This is a genomic window from Christiangramia sp. LLG6405-1 (assembly GCF_045055805.1).
Taxonomy (GTDB): Bacteria; Bacteroidota; Bacteroidia; order Flavobacteriales; family Flavobacteriaceae; genus Christiangramia.
Map to the genome: position 1 here is coordinate 3,107,347 of NZ_CP159330.1, position 21,710 is coordinate 3,129,056.

Genomic DNA, 21,710 nt, shown 5'->3' on the forward strand with positions numbered 1-21,710 from the left:
TTACTTATATCACATTTTGTTTGATTAATATTATTTTGTTTAATGAGTTAGAGTACCTAAACGTAAAAATGTAGTTTACTTGTAATCAAGTTTCTCAACTCCAAAATTTCCGATATACTCCCAAATGAAACCTGGTATATTCAGTTCAGTTAATTCGGCTGAAACTATTCGAAGATAATTTTCACGTGAAATCTTATCCGCATTTTCTGTAACCCCATACTCTGTACACCAAAGGGTTACATTATTTTCATCTCGCCAATTGGCAACAATTTTTAATTTATCAATGATAGCCTCTTCACTTCCAATTTGAAAGTAACTCTTCAGATTTTCTTCTCCGGCTGTGCCAATTGCGTTTGGATGAATATCGGGCAATTTAGTTATACTGTCCCTTACAGGAAACGGTATACCCGTAGTAGCATTTTGAACACCGGTCCATGCTGTACCCTGATGTGTAAAAACAAATGGTTCGTAAAAATGAAAAGTGTAAATCAAATTATCAAAAGGTAGAGGCTGCATTCGTGATAGCTCATAGATACTATTATAATTACTGGCTCCAACTAATATATTCTGTTCGGGAAAGTCTTTTTGTATTTCTTCTATAATTATAGAAGCTGCAATCCTCCATGGTTCGGGGTAAATTACCGGCTCGTTTACAATTTCCAAATAGAGATCCTCAGATTTGATTCTAGAATTCTCTGTAATGTAAAGAAGCATTTTACAATCTAACCCAATTTGCAAACTCGCGTTTTCATAATTATCCTGTACTAAGCCATGTTGGAAATTGGCTATTACGACTTTAATATTTTGCTTGTGTGCGAAATCAAGAATTTTTATGAGTATTCTCTTGAATTTAATTTTGTCTTTGACTGATACCTCATGAAGATAATAGTGGAAATCTATGGGAATTCTTATATAATCATGATTTGTAAGAGCTAACCTACGAATCTTTTGTCTGAAAGATTTTATGTCTGGCAACTTACTTTCAGTCCAGGTCTGCTCTAAACCTGTGAGATTCATTCCTTGTGCCTGCATTTCAACAGAATAAATCGTCATTGATAGATAAAAAATAGTAAGAATTAAGTAGTAACAACTAGAGTAAATGAAATATTTAGTTATTTTTAATTTAGCTTTAATCTGTGCAAATATGTCTAAAATTAGTTTAACCCAGTCCTTGTTCTCTGATGGATTGCGAGTCCAAATGCGAGAGGCTTCTAATAAATTAGTTTGGGGAACTATTTTTTTCCTAATTTTCATATCCATTCTAGACTTCTTACTAATTCAGGAAGTTTATTTAGAACTTGTGTTGCTAAATATTTCTTGTATAGCCATCATATTTACTTCTTATTATCTACTATCGAAAATACAAAAACATACTTTAATCTTACATCTAAGTTTACTTACCTTAAGTTTTTTGTTTACTTACAGTATCAGTATCACCGATGAAGTTGGTTTGATATTCTATTTAGCTGCTATTGCAGTTGCTTTTGTTAGTTATAACAGTATTGCAATCTGGAAGACTAAAGATGCTATGATACAATTAATCTTGTTATGCCTATTAATAGTATTATTTGAATATTTAGAAATTGTAAACTCTGAAAGTCTCTTATACTCTGGCGCATACACTACTCTGGCAGTTTGCTGTATTAGTATCATTTTCCCTTCTATAAGATTACTTAGTCTTAAGGATAGAATCATCGCCAACCACCAGGTCAAAGAGAAGATAGATGAAACAGAAAACAACAATAAGCTATTAGAGCGTGACCTTGAGAGGAAAGTTTTGCATATAAGGAGAGTTGAAAATATTATTAAGGTTTTCCAGCATGATATAAAGAACAAACTAAGTAGTATTGAATCTTTACTGGATCTAATTGAGATTGAAGAGCTTTATGATAAAGGAAAAGAAGAACATGATTATCTTGATATGATAAAGCTTTCCCTGAAGGGTGCGAATAATCAAAACAGGGCTTTGATGGATGAAATAAATGCTGATGAAAATACTGGAACTCTGGAGATTGACAAAGAATATATAGATATTCATGAGATCATTGAAGACTTACGATATAAATTTTTCGAAAAAACATCTTCCCGAAATATACAGTTGAAATCTGAATTGAAAGCTGCAAATTCTATGATATTAGTTAATAAACGTATGACAGAAATTGCTATCTACAATATTTTTAAATACTCTATAGATTTCTCCAAAAACAATGATGTTTTGGAAATAACTTCCAGAAATGAACGTGATATAACCTACCTGGCAGTAACGAACAGGAATACTGGAATGTCTATTACCCATTTAGAATCTTTTTTTAAGAACATTAACGACTATAAATTAAAAGATATTCAGCAGTCTCAAGGATTGGGACTTAGTATTGCCAAGAACCATATTGAACTTATGGACGGTCAATTACAATACAGCGCTTCTAACTCACTGGGTTTCGAATTTATAGCGCAATTTCAAAATATAAAACCAAGCTAAATACCTTCTTCAAATATCCAATTATGAATAAACCGTTTTCTGTTTTCTTATATTTATTTCTTGCGTTAATTTCTACGGAAGTTATGTCTCAAGATGCTCAAAGTTTTGAAGATTTCGGGTATCCTGAAGAATCAGTTACCTGGGGTTCTAATAGTTCCTTAAGTTATTATATTCCTATAGACGCTAACAGGTTACTGGAAGGTAGCTTTGTATCACTCGAATTCTTAACTTCACAGGTACTTGATGTGAATAATAGCTTTATTACTATTAGTATTGGAGATATTCCTGTAGCCACTAAGAAGCCTACTGCTAATTCTAATATAACTAATTTCAAAATTCCAATCAAAGCGCGTGATGTAGTTTCAGGCTTTGTGAAAATTGAAGTGATTAATGATTTTCGTATCAATCAGGATATATGCGAGAGTTATAGCCAGGGAGCTTTTTGGATACGCAGATTAGATACGTCAAGTATTCTACTTAACTACGAGAATTCCGATACTAAAAAACACACAACTATAAGTGAATTTATAGCGAGCGCCGAGAGGATACTCATTCCCGAGAAAGCATCCATTCAGGAACTTCAGTATGCAGCATATATTCAGTTCTATTTTGAACGTGTAATGAATACTAAATTAGAAATAGGAACCTTGCCCAAGGTGAATAATTCTATCCTTAATAGTAGTATCATTATTGCACAAAATGAACAACTTCCGAAGTACTTCAACAAAACTAAAGATCTAAAGGCTATATCGGCAGATCACGGTTGGGTAGGACTTCAAGTTACTTCAGATTCTATCGAGACAGGTAATTCAACAAGAAGCTTCCAGAGTCTTCTCGTTACTGGTTCAAATGATAAAGGATTAATCAAGGCTGGTAGAAGCCTACTTGATCAAGATATTTACCAAAGTGCTTACAGCCGCAGTTATGTTGTGACTAGAGCACATCAGTTCAAAAACGAGCGAAGGAACAAAGAACTTCACTCTCTTAGAGAGTTGAATGTGCAGGAAGAACTTACACAGGGTATTGGTAAACTGTTCAAAGAAATAAATATCTCCAGATCCAGTTTTCCAAACGGTATATCGGGGCTTGAACTGAATCTCAATTTTGCATATCGACCACTTAAAGAAACAGAGGATGGTTATGTAAACTTATATATCGATGACGTTTTAAAATATAGCGGTCAACTCAACGGTTCGGGATCATTCAATGAAACTATAGGCTTCGAAGAACTTGAACCAAAGAGAAATAATACTTTAAAAGTTGAATACTACTATGTGCCAGATGGAGGTTTCTGCAAAGAAAATCCAGCTAGTTTCTATGCTCAGATAAACATCGATCGTTCGACTTTAAAAGCGACCGGACTAACCAATGATCAACTAAGCTTCTTTCATTTTCCAGAAAACTTTGAAGACCACGAAAGTCGTATCTACTGGGATCTTCCAATTAATGACGATCAGGTAATACATTTGAGTAATTTAATTGGCCAATTAAATTCTGGACGTAATGAAAGTTTTGTTTACCCACAAGTTCTGGAGCTAGACCGTTTGAAACAAAATGAAAAGAAGCAAAACGCTATTATAATTTCATCCGAAAGCAATTCACTTGATGAGTTCGCTGGAAAACATCCATACTTAAAATTAAAGCAGGACAAATATCAATTTGAAAAGGAGGATTATAATCATTTCTTTACAATCGACTACGTTGATAAAATAGGGGTCAATCAATTATTTAAGAAAGACGATGAAACCTGGATGTTTATCTATGTTCCAGAAGGAAAGCCTGAAATTCTACATAATCTCATCGCTGGAATCCAATCTACATCCCTTACCAATACTGGTGATGTTATACTTTCAAATAGTGAAGAATCTTATTTTTTCAACTTAAATAAAGGTACCGGGATTGAACAGAAGAAGGAAATTGAAAATGATTTTGATCAGTTGTGGAAGAGATATAGAGTGTTCATCATATTCGGACTCTTTATTTTGATGATAGTTCTTTTAATTTATATCTATCAGAAATCACAGGAATCAAAAAATAACATCGTTAATGATCAATAGATACATTATAACAGTCTGTACATTCTGTTTAAGTTTGACATATGTTCAGGCCCAGGATAATACTAGCGTTGAAAATGATAGTATCACCTCAGTAAATAAAGTAACAATAAATCCATGGCAACAGAGTTCCGGAGAATTTCTAATATCTCCGTACGTCAGTCATTATGTAGCAACTAGCTTTAGAAACTCAGATGGACAAAAATCTAATTTCGCTAATGATGGAAAATATAGCAACTACAATCCAAGATTATTTGTGGCTGCACCACTGCTCTCTGAAAAATTAAACCTAACGCTTTCCTTGCCATACTTTACCAATAGATATGAGGATAATAATGTCTCTAATTTTAATGGGGATCTTGGAGATATTGAGGTAGGCCTAAGAGCCCATCTTGGAAGGTTGGGATCTAATTATTTAATGGGAAGTTTAATAACCTATATACCGGGTTACGAAAACACTCAACTTCCATTTGCAGGATATGATTTATTTGGTTTGGAAGCTAGAATGATTTTAGCAGGTAGTATAGATTTTCTTGGCGAGTATAACAATTTTCACAAAGTCGAATTTGGAGTACGCTATTTTTTTCCCAGGGATCCAGTACAATTACGATTTTTGTTATCTGAAGGTTACCGTATTACAAATAAGCTGATCATATTAGGCGAACTCGAAGGTATATTTTCCTTCAGTGATAACCAGGAGTTCTTCCAGACTAATCTTCAATCAGTAGCAGAATACCGTTTTATTAAAGGAAGTTTAAATGTTGGTTATGACTTTAGTAGCAAGTTCTCTCTTTATTCAGGATTATTTCATGACATTTATAACAGAAACTCAGCTATAGGTAGGGGTTTCCAGGTATTTGCAATAATTAGAACTAATTAAAATGCGTAAGATATTTCGAAATGATTTATTTTTAAAATCAGGTCTGTTATCCGATTTTGAGTACTCACAAGTCGATAATATGAGTCGTGAGATGAATAAATCATTTTTAAAAGTTACGCTTAATTATGCTTTTTTATCTAGACTCGAATACAAGGAATTTTTACTGAAGGAATCTTTTGAGTTTCATGAGTTCAACTACTCAAGCCTATCTAAATTAAAGATTCCAATTTTAAAAGTAGATCTTGATTTTCTCTTAGATCATAATCTTTATCCTATTGAAAATTCTGAAGGAGATATAGATCTTGTTGTGGCAGACCCATCAGATACTATTCCTATTTCAAAATTTCGTGAGCGTTATAATTTAAATGTTAGTCGTGTAATCCTGGCTGAAGATCTAGATATCATCAAAGCCTTACACATGACCTACGGGGATGAGCTATTACATAAGGCCGTTTTCGATCTCTATGAACGTGATAATAAAAGTTCAGCATTGGAAACTTTTACGTCTCGCCAGGTAATTGTTCTAGGGATAGCAGGAATTTTATTCTTTACAGTTCTTTTTATCTATCCGGTCTTTACATTAATATCTCTGAATCTGGCGATTAATTTATTCCTTTTATTTGCTATAGGATTTAAATTTCTGCTTACCGTTGTTGGAGCTAAATCTGAAACTGTACAAAAAGTTTCAAACGCTGAACTGGGAAATTATCCCGATGAAGATTTGCCTTATTATACGATACAATTACCAGTATTCAAGGAATCTGAGGTAATATATAAACTTGCCTCAAACCTGCAAAACCTTGATTATCCCAAACACAAGTTGGATGTTAAACTTTTAATCGAATCTGATGATGAGGTTACCTTCAATGCCGTAAAAAATTTAAAGTTTCCATGCATATTCGATCCGGTTATAATCCCGTATGCACAACCAAAAACCAAACCCAAGGCATGTAACTATGGCTTGCACTTTAGCAAGGGGAAATATCTAACTATTTACGATGCAGAAGATATTCCTGATTCAGATCAATTAAAGATGGTCAATGCACTATTTCACAAACTTCCCGAAGAATATATCGTAGTACAGTGCGCATTGAATTACTTTAATAAAACCGAGAATTTCCTGACCCGTATGTTTACCCTTGAGTACTCCTACTGGTTCGATTATATGCTGCCTGGACTGGATGGCCTGGGAGTACCAATTCCGTTGGGAGGAACAAGCAATCATTTTAAGTTTGATAAGCTTATGGAGCTTGGCGGTTGGGATGGATTTAATGTAACAGAAGATGCTGATTTAGGAATTCGTGCTTATGCAAAAGGCTATAAAGTTACAGTACTAAACAGCACTACTTACGAGGAAGCTAACAATGAGTTCTATAACTGGATACGCCAGCGATCGAGATGGATCAAAGGCTATATGCAGACATACCTGGTGCATATGCGTAACCCGGGAAAATTATTGAAAGAGATAGGATGGAGCGGCTTTCTTGGTTTCCAGTTTTTTATAGGAGGAACGTTCTTTACTTTTCTCGCCTATCCTCTATTGTTGCTGTTCTTTCTTGTATCATTTTTTTTCACTCTGGATATTAGCACTGCTGTTGTAGGTTCACTTAATCAAGAGGTGGTAAATTTTTTAAAATTGATTTTCCCAGATTGGATCATAATCATATCTATTTTCAATTTTCTCGCTGGTAATTTACTTATGATTTATATAAACATGATAGCGGTGTTCCGGCGAAAATCTTACAGTCTAATTCTTTTTGCAATTCTAAATCCAATTTACTGGCTAATGCATAGCATTTCTTCCTACAAGGGATTATTTCAATTAATCTCAAAACCTTTTTACTGGGAGAAAACAAATCACGGACTAACTAAAGTCCATAATCCCGACCAGTAATGAAGCAGTTTATCAAAATTCTTGTAATTGGTTTGCTATTTTCATTGTACTATGTGTCGATGGGAATCTACCAATTCCATGAAGGTTTCAGGTATTTGGAATCACTTTTTATAAGCGATAAGCTCCAATTACTACTTTCAAGTAACATTAAAACTCTGGAACTTTTCTATTTTACGTATCCAATTATTTCTCAGATAGCTTCCTTGCCTGCTGCCATTATAAATCCTGTTTTAGCACCAATTATCACCTCTGGAATTGCATTAGCTTTTATGGCAGCTTTCGTGGTGGTTAGATTTTACGATTTGAAACTCCGAACTTTGTCTGCTGTGACCAGTTTTTATTTTCTCACCAGTCCAGTTGCCATTGGTATTGCGACATCAGGAACTTCTTTATACCTCTACTTAATCTTCTACTTCATATTTTTTTATTTACTGTTTCGTTATTTACGTGACTTTACAACTTATAATTTTGTTTTACTCAGTATTTGCCTGACATTATTTGTTTTTTTAGATGCTTCGTTCTTGTGGATTATAGTTTTCATGATTCCTATCATACTATTCTTCAGTCTTTACAATACACGCTATAAATCTATGTCTTACGTTGGGATTTTTTCTGAATTGACACAAAATACATTTGAGAGAAAAGAATTGATTGGTCGTTCATTATCCACAGTGTTGGTCATAGTTTTTACACCTATAATGAGTCTTCTATTTTATCTAATTATTAATTACTGGTTCACTGGAGACATATTATTTTTTACAAGAACCGGAACTACACAATGGAATCAGCATGAATTTTTGCAAAAGGTATTTTACCAATTTGATTTGGCTACAATTACTCAGTTGAACCAAACTTACTTTCCCCTGGCCATCCTATTTATGTCACCCTTATTTCTGTTTGTGATGTTTCATGGACGAAGAAAAATTCTATTCCAATCTATAGTAGCTCTGGTACCAATTTGGTTACTTTTTTCAAAGAACACAGATTATAGCAATTTATTATCACTTTCTACATTATTGATAATCACGGCTGCGGGTATCGCAGGGTTTTTACATCTATTCCAAACTAAACTATTTCATAAATTCATAAGTGTAAAATTCTTCAATCTGCGCTGCATACTCATATTGGGTGTTAGTATAGCTGGTGAGTTCGCTTACTTACATCATACTCAAAATCCAATCGAACAAAACATGCTTGCTTTTTACATTCAGAAAGAACCTATCAACATTAAGTCTTCTGATCAACTTGCTTCTTTCATATTAAAGAATATTCCTGAAGATGCCCGTATTTTGGCAGATAATACTGTTTTCTTTCCTAGCATGGCCCTTATTAGAGCTCAACATACATTTTTAGATCAATTTCAGGAAGGTTTCTATGAGGCACTTCAAGCACCAAACCTCTATGCAGATTATATAATTGTAAGTAAGAAAGAAACTCAAGCATACCCTAAGGATAAACTAAAACCTGTGATAGAAAACTTAAGGCTGAATGCTGATTTAAAGTATTCCAATGAGCATTTCAGACTCCTTAAAATAAAATGATCATTGGTATTAGTCATAAGGCGAAAAATAAAAATGATATAGATCATCAGGTCGCTTAGATAAGCTTTTCAAAAAAATATAAATAGCCGCCCAGATGTGTAGCATTTTGGACGGCTATTTCCCTACTGTAAACTTTGATATTAATAGGAGTTCAATGCCCGGCTGGATTGATAACCAGATTTGTTGAACTTAAATTTTAATACGATTTCATGTGAACCGTTGTGATATTCTCCAAAATCGTTGGTTGCATAATCATAAGAATACCCGGCAAAAAGGTTCTCAAATATTTGAAAACCCAGCATTCCGCTCATGGCTTCATCATACCTGTATCCAAGACCTATGCTTAATCGATCATAAAGCAGAACGTTGGCATTTGCCGTCAACGTAACCGGATTTCCTTCCACGATATTAGCAAGTACAGATGGTCTCAAGGTCACCGTCCTGTTTAGATCATAATTATAGCCGGCAAAAAGATTATACTGTATCTTATCTGCTACGACATTTCGAACTTCATCATCGTAGAAGTCCTCTCCAAAAAAGTTTGGCACAGAAAAGCCAAGAAACCAGTCTTCCGCAGAAATAATTCCTCCCGCACCAACACGAGCATAAAATTCATTGCTAAAGTTGTTCTGCGAGACTTCACCTGGATTCTCAAAATTCCCTTTAGTAAAGTCTATGTCTAGAAGAGATCCTCCGGCATTCACTCCAAGCGACAGAGAAATTCTTTCATTCAACATGATTTTATACGCATAAACAAAAGAAAAAGACTTGTATGAGGCTGGACCAATCTTGTCGTTAACTAGATTAAGACCTAAACCCATCTTATCATTTGCAAGCGGTAATCCGAAAGATAGCCATTGAGATTCCGGTGCTCCCTCAAGGCCTGTCCACTGACTCCGGAAAAAACCAGTTATTTCTGCCTGTTCCAACTCACTAGCCATTGCTGGATTGAATTGTTGCACGTTATACATGTAATTACTGAATTGCGGTTCAGTTTGAGCCTGACTATGGTTGAAAACCATCAGGCAGATTATTACTAATATTAATTTTATATATAGAGATTTCATATCTGTATTGTTTATCTGATTATTTGTATCCATCCTTCAAGCATTGGCGTATCATCTCCCAGGTCCAGGACATAGAAGTAGGTACCATTAGGCACGCTATTGTCACTTCCAACACTAAAACCGGTATTACTTGTAGCGTCCCAGCTATTGCTATAGCCTCGCTTTTCGTAAACCTTGTTACCATGCCTGTTGAAAATTTTCAACACATTATTAGGATAATTCTCAATACAGTTAATTTTAAAAGTATCATTCATTCCATCACCATTTGGTGAAAATTGGTTGAAGACCTCCACACACATTGGATCGATCTCAATCATGGACATATTATCATCTGACTTTTCATCCATCTGCTGTAAACTTTTCAACCGAGCCACATTTATAAAACTTCCATCATTTCTAACTCTAACTTTAATAGTTAGCTCCGCAGTTTCATTCACTTCTAATTGATCCACATTCCATTCTCCTAGAAGTCTATTATAACTACCATGAGTGGCGATAGCTTCAAGAAATTCAAAACCGCTTTGAATTTGTTCATCGATAACTATATTAAAAGCCGTAACAGCACCATTGTTCGTGATTCGTATTGTAAAAATGATTTCTTGCGTCATAGCAGGGAATTGATCATCTACAAATTTCAATACGCTTATATTGGTCATTTGCATACAACCTTCACCATCTGCATCTGGATCACATGGATCTAACGGATCGCTTCCGCCGTCTACTTCATCTCCATCGTTGATGCCATCACCATCGGTATCAGGATCATTAGGATCTGTTCCTAAAGTATCTTCTTCGGAATCGGTTAGGCCATCCTCATCAGAATCTTCATCTGGATCTTCCTGATCACAGTTTTCGTTATCTGAATTGGGATCACATGGATCTAAGGGATCGCTTCCGCCATCTACTTCATCTCCATCATTGATGCCATCATCATCTGTGTCAGGATCGTTTAGATCTGTTCCCAAATTATCTTCTTCGGAATCGGTTAAACCATCTTCATCAGAATCTTCATCTGGTTCTTCCTGATCACAGTTTTCGTTATCCGGATTTGGATCACATGAATCTAATGGATCACTACCACCATCTACTTCATCACCATCGTTGATTCCGTCATCATCTGTGTCAGGATCATTCGGATCTGTTCCCAAATTATCTTCTTCTGAATCGGTTAAACCATCAGCATCTTCATCGGGTTCTTCCTGTTCACAGTTTTCATTATCTGAATTTGGATCACATGGATCTAATGGATCGCTTCCTCCAGCTACTTCATCGCCATCGTTGATTCCATCATCATCTGAATCAGGATTTGTAGGGTAGGTTTCTAAATTATCTTCTTCAGAATTGGTAAGTCCGTCATCATCCTGATCACATGGTCCTGCATTTGGATTCGGATCACATGGATCTAGTGGATCGCTTCCTCTATCAACCTCGTCACCATCATTAATTCCGTCTTCATCGGTATCTGGATTTGTAGGGTCGGTTCCTAAGTTGTTTTCTTCCGCGTTCGTAAGTCCGTCATCATCCTGGTCGCATTGTCCTGCAGTAGGATCTGGATCACATGGGTCTAATGGATCACTTCCGCCATCTACTTCATCTCCATCGTTAATTTCATCATCATCTGAATCAGGATTGGTAAGGTCTGTTCCTAAATTATCTTCTTCAGAATTGGTTAAACCATCATCATCCTGATCACAAGGCCCTGCTGTAGGATCTGGATCACATGGATCTAGTGGATCACTACCATTATCAACTTCATCACCATCATTAATTCCATCACCATCTGTATCAGGGTTTTTAGGGTCCGTTCCAATGTCATTTTCTTCAGTATTTGTTAACCCATCGTCATCCTGATCACATGGTCCTGCAGTAGGATCTGGATCACAAGAATCTAGTGGATCGCTTCCTCCATCTACCTCATCGCCATCATTGATCCCGTCATCATCGGTATCTGGATCGTTAGGGTCTGTTCCTTCTGTAGCTTCATCCTCATCATTTAATCCATCCCCATCAGAATCTTCTGGAGTAATATTGCAATTTTCATTATCTGAATTCGGGTCACATGGATCTAATGGATCGCTACCATTATCAACCTCATTACCATCATTAAATCCATCTTCGTCGGTATCAGGATTTGTAGGGTCTGTTCCTAAATCATTTTCTTCAGTATTTGTTAAACCATCATTATCCTGATCACAAGATCCTGCAGTAGGATCTGGATCACACGGATCCATTGGATCACTGCTATTATCAACTTCATCACCATCATTAATTCCATCTTCGTCGGTATCTGGATTTGTAGAATCAGTGCCAATGTTATTTTCTTCCGCATTGGTAAGTCCGTCATCATCCTGATCACAAGGTCCTGCAGTAGGATCTGGATCGCATGGATCTAGTGGATCGTTACCGTTATCAACTTCATCACCATCATTAATTCCATCGCTGTCGGTATCAGGATTAGTAGGGTCTGTACCTAAGTTATCTTCTTCAGCATTAGTCAGTCCATCATCATCCTGATCGCAAGGTCCTGCAGTAGGATCTGGATCACATGGGTCTAATGGGTCACTTTCTCCATCTACTTCATCACCATCATTGATCCCGTCATCATCGGTATCTGGATTTGTAGGGTATGTTCCTAAATCATTTTCTTCGGTATTTGTTAAACCATCATTCTCCTGATCACATGGTCCTGCAGTAGGATACGGATCACATGGATCTAATGGATCACTACCTCCATCTACTTCATCACCATCATTAATTCCGTCTTCATCAGAATCCGGATTTGTAGGATTGGTGCCAATATTATTTTCTTCCGCATTAGTAAGTCCGTCGTTATCCTGATCACAAGGTCCTGCAGTAGGATCTGGATCACAAGGATCTATTGGATCGCTTTCATCGTCAATCTCGTCACCATCATTGATTCCGTCTTCATCGGTATCCGGATTTGTAGGGTCTGTTCCTAAGTTGTTTTCTTCGGAATTGGTAAGTCCATCATTATCCTGGTCGCATGGTCCTGCAGTTGGATCTGGATCACATGGGTCTAATGGATCGCTACCGTTATCAACTTCATCACCATCGCTAATTCCATCGTCATCGGTATCTGGATTTGAAGGGTCTGATCCTAAATTATCTTCTTCAGAATTGGTTAAACCATCATCATCCTGATCACAAGGTCCTGCAGTAGGATCTGGATCACACGGATCTAGTGGATCACTACCGTTATCAACTTCATCACCATCGTTAATTCCATCGCCGTCGGTGTCTGGATTTGTAGGATCAGTGCCAATGTTATTTTCTTCCGCATTGGTAAGTCCGTCTTCATCCTGATCACATGGTCCTGCAGTAGGATCTGGATCACATGGATCTAATGGATCACTACCTCCATCTACCTCATCGCCATCGTTAATTCCATCTTCGTCGGTATCTGGATTTGTAGGATCCGTTCCTAAATTGTTTTCTTCCGAATTAGTAAGTCCGTCATTATCCTGATCACAAGGCCCTGCAGTGGGATCTGGATCGCATGGATCTAGTGGGTCACTACCGTTAGCAACTTCATCACCATCATTAATTCCATCTTCGTCGGTATCAGGATTTGTAGGGTCTGTTCCTAAATCATCTTCTTCTCCGTCTGTAAGTCCGTCGTTATCCTGATCTCTATTGTCGAGACAAGTTTGATTCTGTATCGTTACATCATGAATGTCTACAGATTGTTCCAGCGAAACACTAACTAAAGCGTTTAACCTAACTTCAACCATGTCGAAGCTAACTCCTGGACTAACGTTAAGATCTACAATATCACCATTCCCGAATGTAGTAAGCAAGTCTACGTCTAGTAGACTTGAAAATTTTGTACTAAATACTTCGATATCGTTATTGTAAGCGACAACTTCAATATTACTGGCAACATCAGCAGATACTAAAGCGCCATCTGTCTTTAAACTTACAGTAAATTGATCTGCTACATCTGTACTGGAGCCCAGATGAAACATTTGGGATATACCGGAAATAACACCAGCGGTTCCCAGACTTATTTGGGAAAAAGTTAACCGATCATCATCTATAGCATTTTCAGCATTGGTAATTCCAGCATTTCCAAGATCAAGGGCATCCAGGTTTAATCCGTAAGCATCAGCAGAGGTAAACCTGGGACTATAACAGTCAGTATTTTCTTTCAGTTGAGATAGGGAGTAAAAAACATCTGTGGAATTTGAAACACCAAGTCCTAAAAGGGCACTTGTATGATCTTCAATACGAATTCTATTGTAAGGACTACCTGCTTTGATAGCTGCGAAATAATCACCATCACTATCGACCACGATTCGGAAATCGTCTGCTATCGGATAAGAATCCGTGCGGAATTTCCTGACAGAATTCGAGTTGCTTTTTGCGTCAATTATTAAATAATGATTTCCAAAGACTACAGTCTCTAGAAGGTCACCTACTAGCTCACCAAGACTTCCCTGTAACAAGGCATCAAGTAAGGTGGGATCAAAATCCAACCTGGTGTAAGTGGTTTCATTACTGTTAATCGTACCTGGATACTGAAGTTCCAGTATTCCAACATCACCTGCTCCTAAAAAACCAGCATTCGATTTTAAGGTGGCAGATAAATCATTTAATTGAATAGCGTTTGAAGAATTATCTACATTTTCTTCGTTTACAACGCTATTCGCAATTTCCTGAGAATACAAATTCTGAGTGATTACTATGTAACATAGTAATAACACCCACAATCTGAATTGTGTAAAAATTTTCATAGGCAGAGATTAAATTAAACGTTACTCTCAATCCAGTAGGGTAACTGAGACCTATTAAATATTAAACAAACACTCCATCGCTACACCAACGGAATGACTTTCAGATTTGCTTGACTTTTTTTGGTATATTAAAAGTAAAAAAATGTTTTGCGTTAAAAAAATTACGTATTCCGTTAATTTAACAGAATTCGTTGTGTTATTCGTTATTACTACGATTCGACGAAATGTTAAAGTTTAAGATGAAGTGCTTAAACAGACTGATTTTACGATTTTGTGTAAGAATTTTTCGATTTCTGTCGTCTTTTATTCTAGAAATGACTGGATCGGAGACTTATTTGATCTTTTAAGGCTCGCATGACTAATTTTATGCTAGTGGTTCTACAGATAAAGCAAAATTGCCGGATCGTATCTTGATTAGGAATAACAAAATTGGTTATATCTAGATCTCTGTTTTACAAAACACTTCGACCTATGTATTTTTCAAATCAGTTCGTTAAATTGCATTAACAACTTGCTTTCTTAATTTTCATTTTATGATCAATTTCTGGAATACTTACCGCGAATCAATTATTTACGCCCTTGTGGTGGTAGGATCGGTTCTACTATTGCTCGTTGCAACAAAATATCTTATTCGTTGGTTAATTAGTAAAGCGAAAAAGAAATATCCTAATGATGAGCATCATAGAATAAGTCTCGTAGGGCGCATATTAAATACTTTATGGGTAATACTGGGGTTGATTGCACTTAGTTTTGTATTTATTTCAGAAGAAAAATATGACATTGCTACCAGAAATTTTGAAATCATTCTCTACATAGGTTTCGTACTTATTTTTACGATCATTGGAGCCAGCATTGTTGAAGCTTTATTTGCACGAACAATCAAGAAAACAACTGCCTCTGGCGGCGATCCAACCAGCTATAAGTTTTTACGATATTTAAGTGTATTCGGCGTTTATTTTATAGGTGCTATTCTGGCAACCCTTGCTTTTCCTGCCCTAAGAGGTATTGCTCAAACTGCCCTTGGTGGTGCGGGAATCTTAGCCCTGGTAATAGGTGTGGCCTCTCAGGAAGCTTTAGCAAACCTCATTGGTGGTGTTTTCATAATTGCCTTTAAACCTTTTAGAGTCGGTGACGTTATCAAAATTACAGATGATCTAATAGGGACTGTCACAGACATCACGCTACGCCATACCATCATTAAAAACTATCAGAATAAGATGATCGTTATTCCGAATGCGATAATAAATAAAGAAAAAGTAACCAATTATGATCTCGAAGAAAAGAAAATATGTCAGTGGATTGAAATTGGGATTTCTTACGACAGCGATATTGATATTGCAAAGAAGATTATGAAAGAAGAATGTGAAGCTCATCCCAATCTCTTTGACAATAGATCCAATCAAGACCTTAGAAACGGAGTTCCTCTAGTGATAGTAAGAGTGACCAACCTTGGAGATTCCTCTATTACAATTAGAGCGTGGGCGTGGGCATGGGATTACGCTTCTGCTTTTGTGATGAAATGTGAACTATATGAGAGTATCAAAAAAAGGTTCGATGCCGAAGGTGTGGAAATTCCATTTCCTCATAGAACACTGGTATTTAAGAAGGATAAGGATAAATTTAAAGTTGATTAATTTAAATTTGTTGTTGTAGCGAATATTAATTCACTTCACTCTGCGATTCGGTCATCAAAGCCGCTTCATCCGAATTCTTTAAGGAGATTATAACCTGATGAAACTCAGCAGTGGCTTGATCTATAACTGCTTCAATTTCTTCAGAATTTGCGTTTTTCTCTTCAAAACAACTCTGGCAGTCTCTTAGCAACTGTACCAGTTTATCAGACTGAATGTAGTATACCGACATGGTACTTTTATGAATAAGCTCTGAAATTTGCCTGGCATCCCGTAGATCTGCAGCCTTCTGAAAATCTTTTAAGTAGTCCTGAAAGGCTATTAGCGTATTGGCAATAAACTTCCGTAGAAATTCTGGTTTATTATTTGCCATTTTTACGAAACGGCTTAAATCAATAGATTTCTGGGAGGCTTCTTTATTTTCTTCCGAAGTAATGATCCCAAGCTTATCCTTAACGGGTTCGCTTACTTTTTCACTTTCTGAAGTGGTAACTATATAATTCGAGATTAGCTTATGTAGATCCTCTGGACCAAAAGGTTTGGAAATGAAATCATCTATCCCAGCACGATCAAGCTCAGACTGTATCGCCTCCCTGCTTGTAGCTGATAATGCCAGAATAACCGGTTGTTTTTCAAGACTGAGATTTCTAATAGTGGAAGTCGCTTCGAAACCATTAATCACAGGCATATGAAGATCCATTAGAATAACATCATAGTTCTTTTTCTTGGCTGCTTCGATAGCTTTCTTACCGTTTTTTGCAACGTCAAAATTGATCTTCCATTCCTTCAAATATTCAGAAATGACGAAAATATTGACAGAATTATCTTCGACAATCAATAATTTTGCCAGATCGAGTTTCTCTCTTCTTTCATTATCATCTGCATCGATCTCTTGGATCGCTTTCGTGTACTTTTCGTAAACGATATCGAAACTAAATTCAGATCCTTCTCCTAAGACACTTGCTACTTTAATTTCGCTACCATGAAGCTTTAAAAGTTGCTGCGAAATGGTAAGACCAAGACCCGTACCACCATATTCAAGGTTCACTTCGTAGCTTGCCTGTGAGAATTCTTCAAAAATGCTTTGCAGCTTGTCTTCGGGAATCCCAGTACCTGTGTCAACAACATTGAAGTTAAGTTCTAATTTTTCTGAAGATGATGGATTAAGTTTTACCATCAACTTCACATGACCTTCACAGGTAAATTTTATCGCATTGCCTAAAAGATTTGTAAGTACCTGACTGAGCTTAATTGGATCACCAACGATATAATTTGGGATCTCCTCATCTATTTCAGAAATTAGTTCTACCCCTTTTTCATTGCATTTCAGCTTAAATGTATGGATCAAACTATTGGTAAGAGTGCGAATGGCAAAAGGCTTCTTTTCTAATTTTACTGCCTTGGCTTCCAGTTTACTTAAGTCCAGAATGTTGTTTACAAGACCCAGAAGATTTCCCGACGACAACCTGAGTATATCTGCGTATTCTTTTTGTTTCGGGTCCAATAATGTTTTCGTTAAAAGATCACCTATCCCAACTATAGCGTTCAAGGGCGTTCTTATCTCATGACTGATGGTTGCAAGAAATTCTGCTTTTACCTGGGCCTGTTTCTCAGCCTTCAGCTTAGCATTCATTAGTTCCTGTTCGTACTTTTTCCTATCAGAAATATCATAAACTGAAGCTCTGTAACGATTCTCACGAACGGTAGGACCTTTGAGTTCCTTTACGTTAATCAATGCTGGAAAGGTAGATCCATCATTTTTTCGAATTTCGAAATTGATTTCATTAGCAAACCCCTGAATTCTTATTAATGGAAAAAAATGAGTTTCGAAATACATTCTTCCACCCATTTTAAAGAGCTCATAGATCTTCTTCTTTCCCAGGATCTCATTTCTGTCGAATTCCAGCCATCCCAGTAGCGTCCTATTTATGTTGTATATCGTACCATCACTTCTGAATGAAACATAGCCACAAGGTGCATCATGGTACAAATCTTCAGCAGATTCAAATATTTCAGGTTTATTTTCACTGCCCTCCTCCATCTAGTCCTTTTTTTCCAGGTAATTCTTTATAGCATTAATTGTTTCTTCCGGAGCACTTAAGTTTGGACAGTGTCCGGTCGCATCGATCATTTCTAAGGTACTGCTCGTAATATTGTGATTTACATATTCGGCAACCGTGAGAGGCGCAATAGCATCCTCTGCACATTGAATAATTAAAGTCGGAATTTTAAGCTTATTAAGATCCTGGCGATTGTCTGAAAGGAAAGTGACATTCGCAAAATGTTTGGCTATTTCCGGATTCGCTCTGCAAAAACTATTAGTTAATTCTTCCCCCAGCTCTGGTTTCTCCGGATTAGCCATAATGACTGGCGCCATTGCCGATGCCCATCCAAGGTAATTACTTTCAAGAGTTTCTAATAATTCATCAATATCCTGCTGACTAAATCCTCCCTTATACTCCTCTTTATTAATATAGCAAGGCGATGGGCCGATCATAACCAGATCAGAAAACAAAGAAGGTTCCTTATTGGCTGCCAGTAGAGCAATCATGGAACTTACGGAATGCCCAACCAGGATAACGTTTTCCAGTTCCAGGGCATGACATATTTCCAGAATATCGTCTGCATAGCCTTCAAGGCTATTGTATTTCTGTACGTTGTAAAAAGATTCATCAGAATTTCCAGAACCTACATGATCAAATAGAATGACTTTATAATCTTCAAGAAATGCAGGATAAACGAATCTCCACATGAATTGATCGCAACCATATCCATGCGCAAAGACTATAGGCTGACTACCACTCCCCTTTACAGTAACATTATTACGTTTTAAAACGTCACTTTGATCGATCATAGCCATAGAAATTAGCTTGCTAAATTATGATATAATTTTAAGAATTGTGGAATTAGATCTGACTTTCGAAACTTAAAATGATAGGATTATTTTAAATTCCAGATTACCGATCAATAGCCTATTCAATGGTTGGAAACTATCTGAATTTCCAGTGGAATCTTCGCACTGTAATAGAATTTTCTACATTCAACAATGTAAAAGAAGATAAAATCAAATTAATTTTGACACAAAAAAAGGTAATTACATGATCTCCATGAAATTACCTTTGTAATCTTTACTATTAAGTCGGGGTGGCAGGAAATTAATTGGCTTTTAAAAAGCCCATCATCAGCCACTTTATATTTTCTTAAGCGAAACTATTCACTGAATCATTCACTAAACTTGAAAGAACATAACAAATCATTTTATTTGATCGCCTTTAATATTATAAATGTACATATTAATTTGTTTAAAACTTTTGGTTTAATTAAAATACCTCTAGGCAGACACCTTAGTATAAAGTAAAATTTCTTCTATATTCTTTAATGAGCACGGTGGAATTAATCCGATACCAATTAATGCAAGAAATTAGTTGAATTATAGTTATTAACTCAGTTCAGTTATATTTTAAAAAAGTGTAGGTGATATTCTTGAAATGTTAAAAAATTGACGATATTGATTTTTTATAATGAAATTTCATCCACCAAAAATAGCCTCGAAATTTTTCTGCATTATCAATAGAGATGAAGCAACTTTAGCTGCACTTATTTTTAGCTACATTAACCAATCTGAAGGTTATATACCAACATTTGAATTTCCTTCTGTATCGTCAGAGGATTTTGAAAACGAGCACGATAAAGAAATTCAAGATGAGCACCAACTTAGCAGAACGAGAGCAAGAAAATTTAATGTCAAGGTAGGGAATACTATTCGGCGCTTGGGTGGATGTGAATACCTAATTATTGCCGGACTGACGGATAAACAACTGAGCTATTTAACATTCCAAAATGACTACAACGCCATTTACATTGACAGTAAGGACAACGTAGATGTGTTTTTAAATGGTCTTGTACCAAAAAATGGTTGCCTACCCTGTAAGGAATCTAAACTAATCGGACATTTGCATTATGCACTTCAGGAAAATCTATATCTATCAATAGTTGATGAGGCTGAGAGTGTTTCAACTTCAACCAGCAATTCTTCGGGATTAATTGTTATAGAGCAAAACAATAAAGTTTCTAGTGTATTTGGAATTCTGTATGCACATTCTATTGGAGCGGATGTTGAGTTAATTAATTCAGAGGGTCTGAATCATTACCAGATTAAAGATTTAATAGAAAACTGGAAGAACAACGAACCAAACGCCTTTAATAATTTAAGTGCAGCTATCTTTCCTTATATTGAACATATTGATTTTAAGAAAAGAGAATTTGCCACTTTCTTTACCCATGGAGTTCCCTATTCTTTAATACTAAAAAATATTGTGCCGATTTCGCACGTGCATTTACGGATTAATCCCGATTTTTTCGTTTTTAATAGCATTTATTATGAGTCTTATTCCGAAACGTATTCAGCAATTGTTTTTTCCCCGAAAGCTTTTGAAGATGAAGAAACAGAATTTGTTGTAGAATGGCTGTCGGAAAATAATTTACTCGTAAAACCACTAGTTGATAAAGAAGCCACTTATTTCAATTTAGATAACCACATACAACATTACCCCTATAGTCTTTTGCATGTATGTAGTCACGGTGGTGAAGTCGAAGGAAAAAGAATTACAGAAAAATTTATTGATAGTGATGGGGATGAACATATTGTGGTTTACGATGAAGTTTTCAGCATTGGATTAAATCCTTTTCAAGATTCACATGCCGTAGCAACGAAACTACTACCTCGAGAATTCGATGGACTTTCTTGGGGCAGTACCGAATTTAAAGGAGCTTCCTTTCCTAATTATATTTTTTCAGAATTGTTTCAATCGTTGGGAAACACTGAAAATCAAATACACTCAATAAAAGTTAATGTTTCAGGTTCTTGCCACATTAAATGCGTAGATTCTATATATCAGGCAATGTTCAACTATTTGGCAGCAGCACATTCCCCTATAATCTTTAATAATACCTGTTGGTCCTGGTCTGATATTGCAGACTCATTTATTGGTGTTGGGGCAAGAGGATATATTGGAACGCTCTGGAATATTGATAATACAGTAGCTACAAAATCGGCTAAAGCTTTCTATAATAACATTTTTGAAAAAACAGTTTTATTCTCATTGCATGAAGCTCTAGATGTATCGAAAAATACCAGAGATGAAAACATCTATATTTTTTGGGGACTACACTTTACCAGCATCGTACCTTGTATATCTCAAGATGCAAGCAGATTAGTTGTTTTTATGAAATTAATGGATTCTATCCAAAGTTGGAAAACCAAACTGGAAGAAACTATAATTCCTGAGCATAAAAAGACAATAACTGAAATTATCGATTGGTTATCAAGAGTAATTGCACTTAATTTTAAAAAGGAGGCTATAAAATATCTATATAATAAATAAATTTCATCTGGCTGAAACGATAAAAA

At 36.0% G+C, this 21,710-nt stretch carries 12 protein-coding genes; 7 read left to right on the forward strand and 5 right to left on the reverse strand.

The window, feature by feature from the left end; translation table 11 throughout:
* Nucleotides 1-75: 75 nt before the first annotated feature.
* Complete coding sequence (locus ABVM50_RS14420; protein ID WP_405199207.1) at nucleotides 76-1,260, reverse strand: glycoside hydrolase family 5 protein; 1,185 nt, start codon at nucleotides 1,258-1,260, stop codon at nucleotides 76-78.
* A 151-nt stretch (nucleotides 1,261-1,411) separates the two neighbouring features.
* Here ABVM50_RS14420 and ABVM50_RS14425 point away from each other — a divergent pair, with 151 nt between their 5' ends.
* The 5 genes from ABVM50_RS14425 (at nucleotide 1,412) to ABVM50_RS14445 (ending at nucleotide 8,848) form a co-directional block, all read left to right on the forward strand.
* A complete protein-coding gene (locus ABVM50_RS14425; RefSeq protein ID WP_405199208.1) occupies nucleotides 1,412-2,479 on the forward strand; it encodes a sensor histidine kinase in 1,068 nt (355 codons plus the stop codon).
* A 23-nt stretch (nucleotides 2,480-2,502) separates the two neighbouring features.
* Nucleotides 2,503-4,536: a cellulose biosynthesis cyclic di-GMP-binding regulatory protein BcsB gene (locus ABVM50_RS14430; protein WP_405199209.1), complete on the forward strand. Its 2,034-nt coding sequence runs from the start codon at nucleotides 2,503-2,505 to the stop codon at nucleotides 4,534-4,536.
* A complete protein-coding gene (locus ABVM50_RS14435) occupies nucleotides 4,526-5,413 on the forward strand; it encodes a hypothetical protein (RefSeq protein WP_405199210.1) in 888 nt (295 codons plus the stop codon). The genes ABVM50_RS14430 and ABVM50_RS14435 overlap by 11 nt, the downstream gene beginning before the upstream one ends.
* 1 nt (nucleotide 5,414) lies before the next feature.
* Nucleotides 5,415-7,307 (forward strand): glycosyltransferase family 2 protein, encoded by a 1,893-nt coding sequence (locus ABVM50_RS14440; protein ID WP_405199211.1) that lies wholly within the window; start codon nucleotides 5,415-5,417, stop codon nucleotides 7,305-7,307.
* Nucleotides 7,308-7,402: 95 nt separating this feature from the next.
* Nucleotides 7,403-8,848, forward strand: coding sequence for a hypothetical protein (locus ABVM50_RS14445; RefSeq protein WP_405199212.1), 1,446 nt, complete (start codon nucleotides 7,403-7,405; stop codon nucleotides 8,846-8,848).
* Nucleotides 8,849-8,988: 140 nt separating this feature from the next.
* Here the strand turns inward: ABVM50_RS14445 and ABVM50_RS14450 are convergent, their stop codons facing one another.
* Together ABVM50_RS14450 and ABVM50_RS14455 are read right to left on the reverse strand one after the other, a co-directional pair.
* Complete coding sequence (locus tag ABVM50_RS14450) at nucleotides 8,989-9,948, reverse strand: type IX secretion system membrane protein PorP/SprF (RefSeq protein WP_405199213.1); 960 nt, start codon at nucleotides 9,946-9,948, stop codon at nucleotides 8,989-8,991.
* Entirely contained in the window at nucleotides 9,927-14,669 is a 4,743-nt protein-coding gene (locus ABVM50_RS14455) for a gliding motility-associated C-terminal domain-containing protein (protein WP_405199214.1), read from the reverse strand. The genes ABVM50_RS14450 and ABVM50_RS14455 overlap by 22 nt, the downstream gene beginning before the upstream one ends.
* 533 nt (nucleotides 14,670-15,202) lie before the next feature.
* Here ABVM50_RS14455 and ABVM50_RS14460 point away from each other — a divergent pair.
* Nucleotides 15,203-16,303, forward strand: a complete 1,101-nt coding sequence (locus ABVM50_RS14460) for a mechanosensitive ion channel family protein (protein ID WP_405199215.1) — start codon at nucleotides 15,203-15,205, stop codon at nucleotides 16,301-16,303.
* Between the two features lie 25 nt (nucleotides 16,304-16,328).
* On the opposite strand, the gene ABVM50_RS14465 is transcribed toward ABVM50_RS14460, so the two are convergent.
* Nucleotides 16,329-18,341: a response regulator gene (locus ABVM50_RS14465; RefSeq protein WP_405199216.1), complete on the reverse strand. Its 2,013-nt coding sequence runs from the start codon at nucleotides 18,339-18,341 to the stop codon at nucleotides 16,329-16,331.
* Nucleotides 18,342-19,160: an alpha/beta fold hydrolase gene (locus ABVM50_RS14470; protein ID WP_405199217.1), complete on the reverse strand. Its 819-nt coding sequence runs from the start codon at nucleotides 19,158-19,160 to the stop codon at nucleotides 18,342-18,344. It lies immediately after the preceding gene.
* Between the two features lie 661 nt (nucleotides 19,161-19,821).
* On the opposite strand from ABVM50_RS14470, the gene ABVM50_RS14475 reads away from it, so the two are divergent.
* Nucleotides 19,822-21,684 (forward strand): hypothetical protein, encoded by a 1,863-nt coding sequence (locus ABVM50_RS14475; protein WP_405199218.1) that lies wholly within the window; start codon nucleotides 19,822-19,824, stop codon nucleotides 21,682-21,684.
* Nucleotides 21,685-21,710: the final 26 nt, after the last annotated feature.